Below are 16,703 nucleotides of genomic sequence, written 5' to 3'. Positions count from 1 at the left end.
ACCGAAGCGGAGTCTGCCGTGCTTGAACTATCCAATCTGGACGAAATTGTGGCGCTGCGGCGCGATATCCATATGCACCCGGAGCTGTGCTACGAAGAGCACCGAACCGCCAAAGTGGTGGCGGACACGCTGCGCGGCTGGGGCATCGAGACGCATACGGGCATCGCCAAGACCGGTGTGGTGGGCGTGATCAAGCGGGGCACGTCGGACCGGGCCATCATGCTGCGCGCCGACATGGACGCCCTGCCCATGCAGGAAGAAAACCAGTTTGAACACCGCTCGCGCCATGACGGCAAGATGCACGGTTGCGGCCATGATGGCCACACCGCCATGCTGCTGGCGGCGGCGCGGCACTTGCAGACGGCCGGCGGCTTTGATGGCACCGTCTACCTGTGTTTCCAGCCTGCCGAGGAAGGCGGCGCCGGCGGCCGCGCCATGATTCAGGACGGCCTGTTTACACGCTTTCCCTGTGAAGCCGTATTTGGCATGCACAACTGGCCGGGCCTGCCGGCCGGTGCGTTCGGCGTATGCGCCGGCCCGATGATGGCGGCGGCCAATGGCTTCAAGGTCACTGTCAAGGGCAAGGGCGGCCACGCCGCCGCGCCGCAGGATTGCAACGACCCGGTGCCCGCGCTGTTCGCCATCGGCCAGGCGCTGCAAACCATCCTGACCCGCAGCAAGCGTCCGCTGGACGCGGCGGTGCTGTCGATCACGCAGGTGCAGGCAGGCGGCAGCGTCATCAACGTCATTCCGAACACGGCGTGGCTGGGCGGCTCGGTGCGGGCGTATCGCACCGAGGTCGTCGACCTGATCGAACGCCGCATGAACGAAATAGCCGGCAACATCGCCGCCGCGCATGGCTGCGAAGCCGACGTGTTCTTCGAACGCCGCTACCCGGCGCTGGTCAACACCGTGGCCGAAACGGAATTCTGCATGCAGGTCATGCGCGATGTGGTCGGCGACGAACGCGCGCTGACGATCGAACCCGCCATGGCATCGGAAGACTTCGCGTTCCTGTTGCAGGAAAAGCCGGGTTGCTATGTCTTCCTGGGCAACGGCGACGGCGAACACCGCATGGCCGGCCACGGGCTGGGTCCGTGCATGTTGCACAACGCCAGCTATGACTTCAATGATTCCTTGATTCCGGCGGGCGCGTCGTACTGGGTTCGCCTGGCGCAACGCTATCTGACGGCCTGACGGGCCTGTTCGCCCGACGCTTTACCTCACGCAGTGCTACGCAACATCACCAGGACAATATGAAAAAGAAGACTTTGCTGATCAAGGCCGCGGGGGCGGCTCTGGCAATCGTGGCAAGCGGCGCCATGGCCCAAGGCTGGCCCGCCAAACCCATCACGCTGGTGGTGCCGTACACGGCGGGCGGTAGCGCGGACGCCATCGGCCGCCGTTTGGGCGATGTGCTGCGCAAGGAAGCCAACGTTACCGTCATCGTTGAAAACAAGCCGGGCGCGGGCGCTTCGGTGGGCACTGACTTCGTTGCGCGTTCGCAGCCGGACGGCACGACGCTGCTGCTGGCGTCGACCAGCCCGCTGACGATCTTCCCGCATCTGGCCAAGACCAACTACGACCCGATGAAGGACCTGACGCCGGTGGCCAGCGTGGCCGTCGCGCCGGTGGCCATCGTTGCCACCAAGGCCCTGCCGGTCAAGGACTTTGCGGGCTTGATCGACTACGCCAAGTCGCATCCGGAAGGCGTGCGTTACGGCACGCCGGGCCAGGGCACCGTGGCGCATATCGGCATGGCCGCCGTCACCAGGCAGACCGGCACGCAGATGCTGCACGTGCCCTATCGGGGCAACAGTCAGGCGCTGACCGACGGGCTGGGCGGCGTGGTGGAATTGCTGGTGGTCAATAGCGACGTGGTGCTGCCGCACGTGGCTAACGGCGCGTTAAAGCCGCTGGCGGTGATGGCGCCGCAACGCCTGGCCGCATGGCCCGATGTGCCGACGATGGCCGAACTGAAGTTGCCGCAGGCGCAGTACTACTCGAACTTCGGCGTGTTTGCGCCCGCCAACTTGCCGCCCACCGTGTCCCAGCCGCTGCTGGCGGCGCTGACGCGCGCGGTGGCCAGCGCTGATTTCCAGGACCTGCTGGCCAAGTCGTATCTGCAACCGGGCACCGCGACCGGCGAGGCGTTTGCCAAGCAGGTGCAGGCGGAATTCACCAACAACGCCCGCCTGATCAAAGAAGGCAATATCAAGGCCGATTAAGCCTGGGCTTGTGGGGCAGCCCGCGGTCATCCACCGGCAGCCCCATGACCCGATAACGCATGGCGGCCAGCGATTTGGCATTGGTGATGCGGGCCATGTGGGCGCACTGCGCGCACCAATGGCCCGCGCGAATCGACGCGAACGGCGCATGCCAATCGTGACCGCGATGACACAGCCAGTGCATTTTTCGGGTGGTGTTCAAGTACACGGACGTCAGGCATTCGCCACCGCGATCGCGGGCCGCCTGATGCGCGGCCTCGATGCCCAGCCGCTTGTTCAAGTTGGCGCAAACGCCGCACCAACTGCCCAGCAAGATCTTGCCGCCGGTGGTCAGCCATTCGTGGCCGTCGGCGCAGCGGAATCGATACCGTACGCCCAGCCCGCGATACGCGTCCGACAGGCACAGGCCGCCGCGCTCTTTGGCCTTGCGTTGCAGGCGGGCCAGGCCGTCGGGATGCCGATAGCCTTCGACCTTGCGCAGGCGCGCGCATTCCGGGCACCAGGTTCGACGCAGCACATCCGCACCCGCCGCTTCCCATTCGTGCCCCGCGCCGCAGCGGAACTGAAAGCTCTTTTGCCCACGCGGGCTGGCGGTATCCAGGCACTGCCCGCCGCGCGCGATGGCGGTCTTCTGGATACGCACCAGCAGGTCGTCGCGCCGGCGCCGGTAGCCCGCGTCACGGCCACACACGGCGCAACCGATACGTTGCAGCGCCTTGTTGCCCTTGCGGTTCCAGGCGTGGCCGGCGTCGCATTGAAAGCGATGCGGTACATCCCAGCCCAGCCAGTGCGGCTCCAGGCAGGTGACCCCGTTCTTCTGCGCCAGTTCGCCCAGGCGTGTGAAGTTGGCCTCGGCCGCGCATAACGGGCATTTGACTTGCAGCGCGCGGCCGAAAGTTTGCAGCGTGCGCTGGAATTGGTGCCCTGCGGTGCATTGGAAACGGTACATCGCCGACAAGCCCCGCCAATGCGTATCCAGGCATTCAAAGCCGGCCGCGTCGGCGGCGATGCGCAATTGCGGTTGGCGGTCGAGGATGGGGTGTTGGGGCTTCGTGTGCATGAGGAATCCTGTTGCCAGAGACACCGCCATTGACCACCGTGCGCCGCCGCAAGAACCCGGCAAGACAGAAGCAAAGCCGAAGGAAGGCGCGCAAGGGCTTCGGGCAATCACGGCCGCGATGCAGCGGGGATGGCGATTGCCGATCTTGCCTTCCTGTCGGACGCAAAGATATTGGATAAGTCTTATTTTTGATCGGAACTTTCTGAGGCGCCGACGGGGGAGGTCGGGCTGTGCAGGTCGGGCCGCGTAGGTCGGGCCGCGTCAGGTCGGGCGGGGTCCGAACATGATCACAAGCATGCCGGCCAGGCACAGGCCAACGCCCAGCCAGTCGCTTGCGCTGGGCCGCACGCCGTCAACCGCCCACAACCACATCAACGCCATGCCGATGTACACGCCGCCGTAAGCGGCGTAGACGCGGCCGGAGGCGGCGGGATGCAAAGTCAGCAGCCACGCGAAAAGCGCCAGGCTGGCCGCGGCCGGGGCAAGCAGCCAGATGGAATGGCCCTTGCGCAACCACAGGTATGGAAGGTAGCAGCCGATGATTTCGGCCAGCGCCGTCAGGACGAACAGCGCAAGGGTTTGCAGGGCCGCCACGTGCGCGCCCTCAGGGTTTTTGCGCCAGCAGCGCGCGGCATTCGCGTTCCTGCTGCGCAATTTCCTGCAAGGTGTCTTCGATGTCGCGGCGCTGTTGTTCCAGCGTGTCGCGGTGCTGCTCCAGCACGCTGAGGTACTGGCGCAATTGCACTTCGGTATCGCCGGGGCCGTCGTACATGTCGATCAGCGTCAGGATTTCAGACAGCTGCAAGCCCAGGCGTTTGCCGCGTAGCGCCAGTTTCAGGCGCGTGCGGTCGCGCGGGCCAAAGATGCGGTTGCGGCCCTCGCGCGCCGGGCTGACGATACCCTGGTCTTCATAGAAGCGGATCGTGCGAGGCGTGACGTCGAACTCGCGGGCGAGCTCAGAGATGGTCCAGGTTGACGAGGGCATGCGGCGTGTGGCAGTTTACGTAAACGTAAATTATGATGACTTGACGTCAACGTCAAGCGTGGAGCAAGAGGCAATGAACCCCAACGAACAGAAATTGCAGTACCCCTGGGCGGACTTCCAGCCCGAAGCCGGCCGGGCCCATGTGGTGGCGGAAGGCGTCAAGTGGATCCGGATGCCGCTGCCGTTCGCGCTGGATCATATCAACCTCTGGCTGCTGCGCGACCGCATCGACGGCCAGGACGGCTGGACCATCGTTGACTGTGGCATCTCGCGCGACGAGGTCAAGGCCTTGTGGGAAGACGTCTTCAAGAACGAACTGGAAGGCCTGCCCGTGCTGCGCGTCCTGGTCACGCATATGCACCCCGACCACATCGGCCTGGCGCATTGGCTGTGCGAACGCTGGAACGCGCGGCTGTGGATGACGATGACGGACTTCATGGTGGCCTCGTTGTGGTCGTCGCGCCGCAACGAAGCGGGCGGCGGCCCGGGCGGCCAGTCCGCCGTCGAACACTTTGCGCGCCATGGCCTGATGGACCTGGACGCGCAAGAGCAAATCCGCCAGCGCGCCAACTACTATCCCAACCTGGTGCCGGCGGTGCCCGCCCGCTACACGCGCATCATGCACGGCGATCAGGTGCGCATCGGTGACCACGACTGGCGCGTGATCGTGGGTTACGGCCACGCGCCGGAACACGCCTCGCTATACAGCGCCGACCTGAACGTGCTGATCTCGGGCGACATGGTGCTGCCGCGCATTTCCACCAACATCAGCGTGTTCGATTACGAGCCCGACGCCAACCCCTTGCCGCTGTACCTGCGGTCGCTGGACGGCTACGCCGGCCTGCCCCGCGACGCGCTGGTGCTGCCCTCGCACGGGCGGCCGTTCAAGGGCCTGCACGAGCGCATTGCGCAGCAGCACGAACACCACCGCGATCGTCTGGCCGAAGTGCTTGAGGCATGCGCCGCGCAGCCGCAGTCAACGACGGACATCTTGCCGGTGCTGTTCAAGCGCAAGCTGGACCTGCATCAGCTGACCTTCGCCATGGGCGAAGCGCTGGCGCACCTGCATGCGCTGTATTTCGAGGGCAAGCTGCGTCGTGCCACCGGCGACGACGGCATCGTGCGGTTCACGGCCGCGTGATCGACAAGCGCGGCGGGTTCGTGACCGGACCCGTCAGCGTGTCGCCGTGGCCAGCCTGACGGCAAGGCCCACGAACACCAGGGCGGCGATGCGATTGAGCCAACGCTTGGCCGTGACCGAGCGTTGCAGCAGTTCGCCGAACGCGCCGGAAAAGAACGCAATGGCGCCGAACACCAGCAACGTCGACACCATGAACACGGCGCCCAGCTGCATGACCTGCAAGCCGACCGGGCCCAGCGCGGGCGTGGTGAATTGCGGCAGGAAGGCGAAGAAGAACAGCAGCACCTTTGGGTTGGTCAGGTTCATGACGATGCCGCGCCGGTACAGCGCGCCGGGCTTGAGCGGTTCGGGCCGTTTGCCGTCTTCCGATTCCACGGGGGCGCGCAGGATCTGCCACGCCAGGTATGTCAGGTACGCCGCACCCGCCAGCTTAAGCGCCGTGAACGCCATGGGCGAGGCCGCGAACACGGCGGCAAGCCCGAGGGCGACGGCGGCCGTGTGGCCCAGCAGACCGGTGCACAGCCCCAGCACCACCAGCATGCCCGCCTTGCGTCCCCAGATAGCGGACTGCATCAGCACGAACACATTGTCCGGCCCGGGCGTCAGCGCCAGCAGCACGGCAATGCCGAAAAAAGCGATCAGGGTGTCGAAGGGCAGCATGGGACGTGGCCTGGTGGAGGTGGGCGCCGGGTAGCCCGGAGAATGGCATCATAAGGGCAAATTCCCCGCTGTTCAGTGCTGCCACGGAACCCCAAGGACGGAGAGAGACAAGCCATGACGACAAACGCCGCGCAGGCATCGCAAGCATCGCAAGCGCCAGAAGCATCGCAAGCGCCAGAAACATCGCAAGCGCCAGAAACATCGCAAGCGTCCGAAGCATCGCAAGCCGCCCCGGCCCGACATGCCTCCCACGCTGGCCCCGGCCTCGACACCGCAGCCGGCCCCGACGCCGCGCTGCACGCCCTGCTGCTGGCCCGGCACAGCTGCCGTGCCTTCCTGCCCGCGCCCGTGCCGCGCGACGTCATCGAACGCATCTTGACGCTGGCCCAGCGCACGGCGTCATGGTGCAACTGCCAGCCCTGGCGGGTCGCGGTGACCGAAGGCGCGGGTACCGATCGCTTGCGCGCCGCGCTGCTGGCGCGGGCGCAACAAGCCGACGCGCCGTCGGGCTTCACCCCCGACTTCCCCTTCCCCCGCGAATACCGCAACGAATACCTGGCGCGCCGCCGCGAATCGGGCTTTCAGCTGTACGGCGCGGTGGGCGTGGCGCGCGGTGATCGCGACGCCTATCGCCGGCAAGAGTTGCGCAACTTCCAGCTGTTCGATGCGCCGCACGTAGCCATCATCACCACCGACGAAGCGCTGGGCGAATACGGCGCGATGGATTGCGGCGGCTACGTCGCCAACTTCCTGCTGGCGGCGCAGGCCAACGGCGTGGCCACGGTGGCCCAGGCGTCGCTGGCGATGTACCCCGAGGTACTGCGCGACGTGCTGGGCATCGACGCCGACCGGCGCGTGGTCTGCGGCATCTCGTTCGGCTATGCCGACGCCGATCATCCGGCCAACAGCTACCGCACGCGCCGTGCCGACCTGCCCGAAACGGTCAGTTGGGTCACCGCCTAGGGACAGGCGCCGCCACGCCTGATATGGTTCACCCTGTTCGCCCCGAGTCCGGCCCTGTTCATTTCTCCAGCGTTCCTTCGAAGATGACCTCCAAACACATCGATACGGTTTTGCAGCACGCGGGCACCGCCCCGTTCGACCCCCAGACCGGTACCGCGCCCGTGCCGCTGCCGCCGATGCGCGCCAGCACCGTGCGGTTCCAGAACCTGGCCGCGCTGGAACAAGCGCAGCGCAGCAAGGCCGAAGGCGGTCGCGCCACCACCTATGGCCGCATGGGCATGGACACCCACGCCGCGCTGGAACAGGTCTTTACGCAGCTGGAAGGCGGCACGCATTGCTACCTGGCGCCCTCGGGCTTGTCCGCGATGACGATGGTCATGATGGCGCTGTGCTCGGCCGGCGACCACGCGCTGATCTCCGATTGCGTCTACGGCCCGATGCGGGAACTGGACGACGCCGTGCTCAAGCGCATGAACATCGACATCACCTACTTCGCGGCCGACGACGACCTGGACGCGCTGGTGCAGCCCAACACGAAACTGCTGTACGTGGAATCGCCCGGCTCGCTGCTGTTTGAAATGCTGGACATGGGCGCCATGGCCGCCTTCGCCAAGCGCCACGGGTTGGTGCTGGCCACCGATAACACCTGGGGCTCGGGCTACATCTACCGTCCGTTGACGCTGGGGGCGCAGGTGTCGATCATTGCCGGCACGAAGTACGTGGGCGGGCACTCGGACCTGATGCTGGGCGCGGTGGTGACCAACGACGAAGGCATTGCCAAAAAGCTGAACCGCACGCAGTACGCGATGGGTTATTCCATCAGCGCCGACGACGCCTGGCTGGCGCTGCGCGGGGTGCGCACGATGCCGATCCGCATGGCGCAGCACGCGCGCCATGCCTTGCAGGTGTGCGAATTCTTCAAGAGTCGCCCCGAAACCGTGCGCCTTTTCCACCCGGCGTTGCCCGAAGATCCCGGCCACGCGTTGTGGCAGCGCGATTGCTCCGGGTCCAACGGCATGCTGTCGGTTGAGTTGCGCTTGTCGCCCGCCGCCGCGCGCGCGTTCGTGGATGCCCTGACGTTGTTCGGCATCGGCTTTTCGTGGGGCGGCTACGAAAGCCTGGTGCAGCTGGTGTCGCCCAAGGATTTGTCCAAGCACCGCTATTGGGGCGAAGGCGAGAACGCGCTGGTGCGCTTGCACATCGGCCTGGAAGCGCCCGAGGACATCATCGCGGACCTGACCCAGGCGCTGGAAAAGGCGGCGGCGGTCAGCGCATAGCGCCGCACGCTTATGTGACGCCGCCGCGGATCCACGCGCCGATGCGGGCGGCGATGTCGTCGCTGTTGTCGTCCATCATCGGCATGTGCGAATTGCCGGCGATACCCATGTCGGCCAGCCGCCACGTGTCTACCCGGGCGCCGTGGCGTGCCAACGATTCTGCATAGTCCCGCCCGCTTGCGCACAGGCGTTGCCATAGCGGCGTGGCGTCTAGATAGTCGCCATAGACGAACAGGAACGGCTTGTTTGCCACGGCGGCGGCCGTGACGTCGGCGGAGTAGCCCGACGGTTCGATGCCGATCACACCACGCACCAGATCGGGCCGCGCATGAAGCGCCCGGTAAGCGACCTCGCCGCCATGGCTGTGCGCCACGACCACGCAGGGTCCGATGCGATCCAGCGCCGCGCAGAAACCGTGCAACGCCGCCTCGTTGTTGCTCAGCCAGCGCGGCACCGCGTGCCGGATGAAATCGTCGAACGCACCCACCGGAAAGCGCTGCCCCGCGAAGGGGCGGCGCTTTCCGAAATCCTCGGCGCGGCCCAGACGGAACAACGACCAGCTTTCTTCGGCGGTACGCATGATGGGCGCCTCGGGCCACACCTGTTCAAACGGCGCCCAGCCGGCGCGGCCGCGTTCGACGTTGTCCACCACATACACCGCGTGGCCCTGGCGCAGAAAGTGCTGCATCCAGCCCGCGCGACCGTCCGGCGTCTGTTCCCACATCGCGCCCGTCATGCCGCCGCCGTGCAGCAGCACGATGGGCAGCGGATGCGCCAAGCGCGCCGGGATGAAGTACTGCACATACGCCTGCTCGAAGTGGTACAGGCCATTCGGGTCATACGCCAGCGACGCGCTTTTTGTGAAAGCAATCTCGCGCTGCGGCAGCCCGGCCACGCGCACCGGCCTGCCGCCCGCGTAGAAGCTGCCGAAGTCGGCCAGCGTGACGGCATCGCCCCGGGGATTCGCGCGCGGGGCAGCCCCGGCGTCAGGCTTGGGCCGCGTCATCGCTTGACCAGCGGGCATTGGCTGTCCGACAGCGGCCAGGCCAGCGTGTCGCCGGGAATGCTGCGCACGATGTTGTAGTAGTCCCACGGGGCCTTGGACTGCGCGGGGGTCTTCACTTGCGCCAGCATCATGTCGCGCACCACCAGGCCGTCTTCGCGGATGCGTGCGTTCATGCTGAACGGGTCATCGATGGGCAGCGATTTCATCTTGGCCATCACTGCGTCCGAGTCCGCCGTGCCGGCCGCCTTCACCGCTTGCAGGTAGTGCCGCACCTGGCCGTACACACCGGCTTGCAGGAAGGTGGGCGGGCGGCCGACGCGCGCCTCGAACTTCTTGGTGAAGGCGCGCGTGCCCTCGTTCATGTCCCAGTACGACGGCACCGTCAGGTAGGTTTTCTGCGCCGCTTGCAGCCCCAGGCTGTGCACGTCCGTGATCAGCAGCAGCATCGCTGCCAGCTGTTGTGCGCCGCCAATGCCGAATTCCGCCGCCTGCTTGATGGCCGAAATCGTGTCGCCGCCCGCATTCGCAATGGCAATGATCTGCGCCTTTGACCCCTGCGCCTGCAACAGGAACGACGCAAAGTCCGACGCGTTCAGGGGGTGGAACACGGTGCCTGCGACTTCGCCGCCATTGGCTTTCACGACGGTTTCCGTGTCCGCCGCCAGCTGTTTGCCGAAGGCGTAGTCCGACGCCAGGATGAACCAGCGCTTGTTGCCCTCGTTCACTACAGCGGTGGCGGTGCCGCGCGACAAGGCGTAGGTGGTGTACGTCCACTGCACGCCGTAAGGCGAGCACTGCGCCTGCGACAGCGCGGTGGTCCCGGGGCTGGAGAACAGCACCAGTTTTTTCTTTTCACGCGCGATGCCCTGCACCGCCAGCGCGACCGAGGAATTGGGCACGTCCACCACGACGTCTACGCCGTCGGTGTCGTACCACTTGCGGACCATGCTGCTGCCGATGTCGGGGCGGTGTTGGTGGTCGCCCGAGACCAGCGAGATGGGTTTGCCCAGCACCGTGCCGCCCATTTCTTCGATAGCCAGTCGGGCGGCTTCCACCGAGCCCTTGCCGGTGGCGTCGGCGGTAACGCCCGCCATGTCCGTCAGTACGCCGATCTTCACGCCGTCCGCCGTGTTGGCGTGCGTGGCGATGGCGGTCAATGCCAGGCACAGGCCCAGCGCTTGTGCCGCGCGTTTACGCAGGAATTGCTGCTTCATTTGTCTTCCACCCTTTTGATGCCGTCGTCGCGGCGAATTCTTGTGACAAAAGTGTAGCCCCGGCAAATGAGAAAGATGGAAGACTTTCTCAACGATTTCCCAAAGAAAAACGCCCCGGCCATGTGGCCGAGGCGTTTTGCACGATGAAGCGAAGGGGGCGCGTGACTTACTTGTTGCGCGCCATCGGGACCAGCTTGTCGACTTCCTTCAGGGCGCCTTCATAGCTGTTGCCCGCCATGACCGGCGAGGTCATGAACTTGCCGCCGACGGCAAACGACGGGGTGCCGTCGATGCGGTAGGCGTCGGCCAGCTGCGTGGCACGCTGCACTTGGGTCTGCACGCTGAACGAGTCAAACACGGAATCGAATTTGGCGCGGTCCACGCCTTGCGAGGCGGCCCATTCGCCCATCGACTTCTTGTCGAACAGGCGCTTGTTTTCGCCGTGGATGGCGGTGAAGAACTTGGCGTGCAGGTCGGGGCGTTCCAGGGCCATGAACGTGTAGTAGACCTGTTGCAGCGGCTTCATGCCGGCATTGAAGGCGATGGGCACTTGCTTGAGGACGACGTCCGACGGCGCGGTCTTGGCCCAGGCTTCGACCATGGGTTCCATGGCGGCGCAGTGCGGGCAGGTGTAGGCGAAGAATTCCAGCACTTCCACTTTGCCCGGGGTATCGGAGGGCAGCGGCGGGTTGATGGCCACGTAGGCTTGGGTGCCTTGGGCGTGGCTAACCGGGCTGAAGAACGCGGAGGCGGTCAGCGCGGCCGCGGCCATGATGCGAACGATCTTGGGGGACAACATGGATGAGAGGTTCCTGAGTAAAAAGTTACAGACAGGCCCGGGGCCGGATTAGTTCAATGAAAAAAATGGCGCCGCATCGCGCTACTGGCGCACCACGGCGGTTTCTATCTTGTTTTCGCCCAGGCGGCCGCGCGCCCGGTTCATGTCGTCCAGCCGCGCAAACGGGCCGACGCGCACGCGGTTCAGCGGCTTGCCGTTCACTTCGGCCTTTTGCACGGCAACCGGCAAGCCCAGCAGAATAATGCGGGCTTTGAGCGATTCCGCGTCGTTTTCGCCTCGGAACGCGCCGGCTTGCAGGTAGTACGTGCCGGTTGCGGCCGGCGCGGCGGCCTTGGCGGCAGGAGCCGGCGTGGGCGCTGGTGCGGGCTTGGACAGCGGCGTGGGGGCGGTGCCGGGGGCGCTGGCCGCAGGCGCGGCGGCTTGCGGTTTGGCGGTGGAAGGTAGCGTGGCGATCAGCGCGCCCAGATCGTCCAGCCGGGACGGGGTTTCGTCAGGCTTGGACGCGGCGCCCGATCCCGTGCCCGCGCCCGGCAGCGGCGCCGGAGCGGTGGCGGTGGGGCCGGTGGGCGGCGCGCCCGCCGCGCCGTCGCGGCCGTACAGGCCCGCGTTGGGGTCCGGCGCCTGGCGCGGATCGGGTAGCTTGCCGGGGTCGCCCTGGCGAGTGGCCCGGTCCACGAAGGGGATCGGCGCCTTGGTGACGTAGAAGGCCACGACGGCGGCCACGATCAGACCGATGAGCAGGCCGGCGAGCGCCCCGTAAAGGGTGCTGCCGCTTTCGCCGGAGGAACGGCGGGTGGTTTTGCGCTTTGTTGCCATGAACCGATGTTACATCCGCTCGGGCGCGGATACGCCCATCAGTTCCAGGCCGTTGGCCAGGACCTGACGCGTGGTGGCGGCCAGGCGCAGGCGGGCAAGCTTCAGGGCCACGTCGTCCACCAGCACGCGTTCGGCGCTGTACCAGGCGTGGAAGTCCGAGGCGCAGTCGCGCAGCCAGAACGCGATGTGGTGCGGCGACAGGTCTTGCGCCGCCAGCGCCACCACGTTGGGGAACTCGGCCAGGCGTTGCATCAGCGCGAATTCGGACGGCGCGGTCAGCAAGGACGTATCGGCGGCGGCCACGTCAGCGGCGGGCATGCCGGCGTTGTTGATCATCGTGCAGATGCGAGCGTGCGCGTACTGGATGTAATAGACGGGGTTCTCGTCGCTTTTCGACAAGGCCAGGTCCACGTCAAATACAAATTCGGTGTCGGCGCGGCGCTGGATCAGGAAGTAGCGCACGGCGTCGCGGCCCACCCAGTCGATCAGGTCGCGCATGGTGACGTAGCTGCCGGCGCGCTTGGAGATCTTGACCTCTTCGCCGCCGCGCATCACCTTGACCATCTTGTGCAGCACGTACGACGGGTAATCCTTGGGGATGCCCTCTTCCAGCGCCTGCAAGCCGGCGCGCACGCGGGCCACGGTGCCGTGGTGGTCGCTGCCCTGGATGTTCACGGCGCGGTGAAAGCCGCGTTCCCATTTGGCCTTGTGATACGCCACGTCCGGCACGAAGTAGGTGTAGCCGCCTTCGCTTTTGCGCATGACGCGGTCTTTGTCGTCGCCCGTGCCCAGTTCGGTGGTGCGCAGCCACAGCGCGCCGCCTTCTTCATAGGTATGACCGCCGGCAACCAGCGCCTTGACGGTGGCTTCGACGCGGCCCGACGTGTACAGCGAGCTTTCCAGGTAGTAGTTGTCGAACGCCAGGCCGAACGCCTGCAAGTCCAGGTCTTGTTCGCGGCGCAGGTACGCCACGGCGAAGACGCGGATGTCGTCCAGGTTGTCGATGTTGCCGGTGGCGGTGACGGGTTCGCCGTCGGACGGCTGGATGGTCTTGCCGGCCTGGAAGTCACGCGCGATGTCGGCGATGTAGTCGCCCTTGTAGCCGTCTTCCGGCCAGTCGGGGGATTCGGTGGTCAGGCCACGGGCACGCGCCTGCACGCTGATGGCCAGGTTGTGGATCTGGTTGCCGGCGTCGTTGTAGTAGAACTCGCGGGTGACGTCCCAGCCGATGGCGTCGTACAGGCGGCACAGGGCGTCGCCCAGCGCGGCTTGGCGCGCGTGGCCCACGTGCAGCGGGCCGGTGGGGTTGGCCGATACGAATTCAACCAGGATCTTCTCGCCGCTGCGCGGGGCGCGGCCAAAGCTTGCGCCCTGCTCGGCCACGGCGGCGATGACGGCCTGACGCGCGGCGGCGGTGATACGCAGGTTGATGAAGCCGGGGCCGGCGATTTCAGCGCTGTCGACCAGATCTCGGGCACCGGGGGCGGCCATCAGCGCGTCCACGATGGCCTGGGCCAGCTCGCGCGGGTTGCGGCGGGCCGGCTTGGCCAGCTGCATGGCTACGTTGGTGGCGACGTCGCCGTGGGCGGCGACCTTGGGGCGCTCAAGCAGCACATTGGCCTGGGCGTCGGGAAGGCTCTGCGCAACGGCGGCCTGGATCAGGGAGATAAGCTGTTTTTGTTGCTCGGGGAGCATGGGCGTCTGAAGAAGTTCTGGGTGAGTGACCAAGGCGGGAATCAAACGGACGGTGTCCGGGCCGGCAGTGTCACGGGAATCATCCGGAATGATAGTTGATTTGGCGGCCCAATCGGGCGGATCGGGCGTGCAAACCGTCCGGCAAGCGTTCGCGCGGCGGGCGGAACTCTGAACAAAATCAAATGCCTAGCCAGCGGCGCGGGTGCCCGGTGTCCGGGCCGTGTCGCGCGCGCGAGGGCGCCAGTTGGCATCCCTGGGGCGTTGCGGTAGTGTATGTAACGTATTCAATAAGGGAGACCGCAATATGCTGATTACCTTTCACTCCAAGGTCGTGGCCGAGGTCCTGATGCTGTCCGACCACGCCGGCCCCATTCTGCAGGCAGCGGGCAAACCCATCGGCGACAAGATCCCCGAACGCGGCGTTTTCACGGTGGAGCAACTGGCCCCCGCCATCGCCGGCATCGAACACGCCATCGAGGTCGCCGAGCGCCCGCTTGACGACGAAGACGACGAAGACAAGGCGCCCCGTGCGGCCATGGCGCGCACGGTCGGCCTGAAGGAACGCGCGTTTCCGTTGCTGGATATGCTGCGGCAATCACAGGCAGCGGGCGTCGAAGTCACCTGGGAAGCCTCGCGCGGGTGGTAAGCAATGTCGCCGGGCGGACAATCCGACCGGTGTTTTTTGCCTTACCCTTGCGGCCTGACGCCCTTTCAAGGAAACCCTTATGCGCAGCGACATCACCATTGTTTTCGACCCCCGCCGGTCGCTGGACCTGACCGCCACGGTAGAGCCGTCCCCGCAGCGCCAGAGCGATGCGCGCGATTGGTTCGACGGCGCCTGGGAAACCCTGGGCTGCGAACCCTTGCGGCCCAGCGGCAAAGTGCTGTTGCTGGATAAGGTGCTGGGCGTGGCCGATGCCCTGGGTTACGACACCCTGTCCACCGACACCAAGGAAGCCCGCGAGTTCGCCGAGCACCTGGCGTTGGCGCTGGAACGCCCGCGCATCACGGTGGACCTGCCGGGGCTGACCGTCGGCTACTGACGGCGCGGCTCTCGGCAAGCGCCACAAAACAAATCCCCGCTCAAGGCGGGGATTTTTTCGGGTGCGCGGCGCCGGCCGCACAGACCGCAGACCGCAGACCGCAGACCGCAGACCGCAGACCGCAGACCACAGGCTAGCGGATCCCCGCCCGCATGAACGACTGCACGAATTGCCGTTGGAACAGCAGGAAGGCAATCAGCAGCGGCGCCGCCGACATCAGCGTGGCGGCGGTAATGACCGACCAGTCGATGCCCTGGTCCGTGGACGAGAACACCTGCAAGCCCACCGTCAGCGGCCGGGATTCCACCGAGTTGGTGATGATGAGCGGCCACAGGAAATTGTTCCAGTGGTGGCTGACCGACACCAGCCCGTACGCCACGTAGATCGGCTTGGCCAACGGCACATACACCTTCCACAGAATCTGCATGGGGCCCGCGCCTTCCATGCGCGCCGCCTCTTCCAGTTCGCGCGGCACCGTCTTGAAGGTCTGGCGCAACAGGAAAATGCCGAACGCCGACGCGAAGTACGGCAGGCCGATGGCGAACACGGTGTCGCGGACGCCCAGCTGGCTCATGGACCGGTAGTTCTCTACCAGCAGCACGTCGGGCATGATCATCAGCTGTAGCAGCACCAGCATGAAGACGAAATCGCGGCCCCGGAATTCGAATCGCGCGAACGCGTAGCCCGCCAGCGTGGACAGCACCAACTGCGCTGCCAACACCATCGTGACCAGCAGGAAGGTGTTCAGGAAATAGCGCGGAAACGGCGCCGCGTGCCAGGCACGCACGAAGTTATCCAGCGTCAACGGCGCGAACAGCTCGAAGCGGGTTGCGTAGGCGGGCGGGTGGAAAGCCGCCCACATCGCGTAGGCCAGCGGCAGGATCCACAACAGGCCAAGCGCCCAGGCGCCCAGGGTATCTAGCTTGTCTTTCATTGATAGTGCGTCCTGCGATCCAGCCAGCGGAACTTGAACAGCGCGGTCAGCGCCAGTACCACCAGCAACACGACGGTCAGCGTGGCGGCGTAAGCCGTGTCCCAGAAACTGAAACCCACCTGGTAGATGTAGTACAGCAGCAGGGTGCTGGCGTTATCCGGCCCGCCGCGCGTCATGACGACCACATGGTCCACCAGGCGGAAGGCGTTGATCAGCGCATTGATCAGCACGAACAGCGTGGTGGGCATCAACAGCGGCCACAGGATGCGGCGGAAATACTGCCAGCGCGAAGCGCCTTCCAGCATCGCGGCCTCGCGCAGCGACGGCGACACGGTCTGCAAGGCGGCCAGATAGAAGATCATGAAGAAGCCGGATTCTTTCCACACCGTGACCAGCATCAGCGCGGGCAAGGCAGTTTCGCGGTTGCCCAGCCAGTTCGGGCCGGGCGAACCGAACCAGCCCATCACCTGCGCGATCAGCCCGTACTGCGGCGTGTAGAAGAACAGCCAGATGTTGGCCACCGCCACCATCGGCAGCACGGTGGGCGTGAAGTACGCCATGCGCAAAAAGCCGCGGCCGCTCAGGTTCCGGTTCACCCACAACGCCATGATCAGCGCGATGCCGATGGACGTGGGGATCGTGCCCAGCGCAAACCACAGGTTGTTCCACAGCGACTGCCAGAACACCGGGTCGTCACGCATGACGGCGTAGTTCTCCAGGCCCACGAAACGCGCCGGACGCGCGCCCTTGGGCGTGGAAAAAAAGCTGTGCCAAAGCGTCGCCACCGCCGGGTAATGCGTGAAGGCGGCGAGCAGCACGATGGCTGGCAGCAACAGCAGCCAGCCATAAAGCGCATGTAAAGAGCGGCTCATCGTGCTTGTC

General features: G+C 65.9%; 18 protein-coding genes. 7 read left to right on the top strand and 11 right to left on the bottom strand.

Translation table 11 applies throughout. From position 1 onward, the window contains the following. Nucleotides 1–18: 18 nt before the first annotated feature. Both AC0Z35_RS21400 and AC0Z35_RS21395 read left to right on the top strand, forming a co-directional pair. The gene (locus AC0Z35_RS21400; RefSeq protein ID WP_319306304.1) at nt 19–1,197 is read left to right on the top strand and encodes a M20 aminoacylase family protein; all 1,179 of its coding nucleotides are present in this window, start codon (nt 19–21) and stop codon (nt 1,195–1,197) included. 59 nt (nt 1,198–1,256) lie between these two features. Beyond that, nucleotides 1,257–2,228, top strand: coding sequence for a Bug family tripartite tricarboxylate transporter substrate binding protein (locus AC0Z35_RS21395; RefSeq protein ID WP_046803952.1), 972 nt, complete (start codon nt 1,257–1,259; stop codon nt 2,226–2,228). On the opposite strand, the gene AC0Z35_RS21390 is transcribed toward AC0Z35_RS21395, so the two are convergent. The 3 genes from AC0Z35_RS21390 to AC0Z35_RS21380 all read right to left on the bottom strand — a co-directional run bounded on the left by AC0Z35_RS21390 (nt 2,215) and on the right by AC0Z35_RS21380 (nt 4,273). Continuing rightward, entirely contained in the window at nt 2,215–3,288 is a 1,074-nt protein-coding gene (locus AC0Z35_RS21390; protein ID WP_143215231.1) for a hypothetical protein, read from the bottom strand. The two genes, AC0Z35_RS21395 and AC0Z35_RS21390, sit on opposite strands and share 14 nt — an antisense overlap. A gap of 261 nt (nt 3,289–3,549) precedes the next feature. Then, entirely contained in the window at nt 3,550–3,882 is a 333-nt protein-coding gene (locus AC0Z35_RS21385) for a YnfA family protein (protein WP_185975325.1), read from the bottom strand. Nucleotides 3,883–3,892: 10 nt separating this feature from the next. Further along, nucleotides 3,893–4,273: a MerR family transcriptional regulator gene (locus tag AC0Z35_RS21380; protein ID WP_046803951.1), complete on the bottom strand. Its 381-nt coding sequence runs from the start codon at nt 4,271–4,273 to the stop codon at nt 3,893–3,895. 73 nt (nt 4,274–4,346) lie between these two features. Between AC0Z35_RS21380 and AC0Z35_RS21375 the strand changes: the two genes are divergently transcribed. Beyond that, the gene (locus AC0Z35_RS21375) at nt 4,347–5,414 is read left to right on the top strand and encodes an MBL fold metallo-hydrolase (RefSeq protein WP_485132663.1); all 1,068 of its coding nucleotides are present in this window, start codon (nt 4,347–4,349) and stop codon (nt 5,412–5,414) included. A 33-nt stretch (nt 5,415–5,447) separates the two neighbouring features. On the opposite strand, the gene AC0Z35_RS21370 is transcribed toward AC0Z35_RS21375, so the two are convergent. Beyond that, complete coding sequence (locus tag AC0Z35_RS21370; protein WP_046803949.1) at nt 5,448–6,074, bottom strand: LysE family translocator; 627 nt, start codon at nt 6,072–6,074, stop codon at nt 5,448–5,450. A 114-nt stretch (nt 6,075–6,188) separates the two neighbouring features. Between AC0Z35_RS21370 and AC0Z35_RS21365 the strand changes: the two genes are divergently transcribed. Both AC0Z35_RS21365 and metC read left to right on the top strand, forming a co-directional pair. Continuing rightward, a complete protein-coding gene (locus tag AC0Z35_RS21365; protein WP_485132662.1) occupies nt 6,189–7,037 on the top strand; it encodes a nitroreductase in 849 nt (282 codons plus the stop codon). Between the two features lie 83 nt (nt 7,038–7,120). Then, nucleotides 7,121–8,314: a cystathionine beta-lyase gene (gene metC / locus AC0Z35_RS21360; RefSeq protein ID WP_485132661.1), complete on the top strand. Its 1,194-nt coding sequence runs from the start codon at nt 7,121–7,123 to the stop codon at nt 8,312–8,314. Nucleotides 8,315–8,324: 10 nt separating this feature from the next. Here the strand turns inward: metC and AC0Z35_RS21355 are convergent, their stop codons facing one another. From AC0Z35_RS21355 to argS, 5 genes are all read right to left on the bottom strand, one after another. Then, nucleotides 8,325–9,338 carry an alpha/beta hydrolase gene (locus AC0Z35_RS21355; protein ID WP_485132660.1) on the bottom strand — a complete coding sequence of 338 codons (1,014 nt, stop codon included), beginning with the start codon at nt 9,336–9,338 and terminating at the stop codon, nt 8,325–8,327. Then, nucleotides 9,317–10,534 carry an ABC transporter substrate-binding protein gene (locus AC0Z35_RS21350; RefSeq protein ID WP_104144675.1) on the bottom strand — a complete coding sequence of 406 codons (1,218 nt, stop codon included), beginning with the start codon at nt 10,532–10,534 and terminating at the stop codon, nt 9,317–9,319. Before AC0Z35_RS21350 ends, AC0Z35_RS21355 begins: the two co-directional genes overlap by 22 nt. A gap of 166 nt (nt 10,535–10,700) precedes the next feature. After that, on the bottom strand, nt 10,701–11,333 hold the full coding sequence (locus AC0Z35_RS21345; RefSeq protein ID WP_046803945.1) for a thiol:disulfide interchange protein DsbA/DsbL: 633 nt from the start codon (nt 11,331–11,333) through the stop codon (nt 10,701–10,703). Nucleotides 11,334–11,414: 81 nt separating this feature from the next. Further along, nucleotides 11,415–12,149, bottom strand: a complete 735-nt coding sequence (locus AC0Z35_RS21340) for an SPOR domain-containing protein (protein WP_219991517.1) — start codon at nt 12,147–12,149, stop codon at nt 11,415–11,417. Between the two features lie 9 nt (nt 12,150–12,158). Beyond that, on the bottom strand, nt 12,159–13,844 hold the full coding sequence (argS, locus tag AC0Z35_RS21335) for an arginine--tRNA ligase (protein WP_104144676.1): 1,686 nt from the start codon (nt 13,842–13,844) through the stop codon (nt 12,159–12,161). Nucleotides 13,845–14,148: 304 nt separating this feature from the next. Between argS and AC0Z35_RS21330 the strand changes: the two genes are divergently transcribed. Then, nucleotides 14,149–14,490, top strand: a complete 342-nt coding sequence (locus tag AC0Z35_RS21330) for a DUF1840 domain-containing protein (RefSeq protein ID WP_485132659.1) — start codon at nt 14,149–14,151, stop codon at nt 14,488–14,490. A gap of 79 nt (nt 14,491–14,569) precedes the next feature. Next, the gene (locus tag AC0Z35_RS21325) at nt 14,570–14,887 is read left to right on the top strand and encodes a hypothetical protein (RefSeq protein WP_046803941.1); all 318 of its coding nucleotides are present in this window, start codon (nt 14,570–14,572) and stop codon (nt 14,885–14,887) included. Nucleotides 14,888–15,020: 133 nt separating this feature from the next. Here AC0Z35_RS21325 and AC0Z35_RS21320 read toward each other — a convergent pair whose 3' ends face one another. Both AC0Z35_RS21320 and AC0Z35_RS21315 read right to left on the bottom strand, forming a co-directional pair. Then, entirely contained in the window at nt 15,021–15,821 is an 801-nt protein-coding gene (locus AC0Z35_RS21320; RefSeq protein WP_046803940.1) for a carbohydrate ABC transporter permease, read from the bottom strand. Continuing rightward, on the bottom strand, nt 15,818–16,693 hold the full coding sequence (locus AC0Z35_RS21315) for a carbohydrate ABC transporter permease (protein ID WP_046803939.1): 876 nt from the start codon (nt 16,691–16,693) through the stop codon (nt 15,818–15,820). Before AC0Z35_RS21315 ends, AC0Z35_RS21320 begins: the two co-directional genes overlap by 4 nt. Between the last annotated feature and the right edge of the window lie 10 nt (nt 16,694–16,703).

It is taken from the genome of Achromobacter sp. 1L-A-4-B-C2, assembly GCF_057291955.1.
The sequence above is the reverse complement of the archived record's forward strand: the minus strand, read 5'-3'. Positions and strand labels throughout refer to the sequence as shown.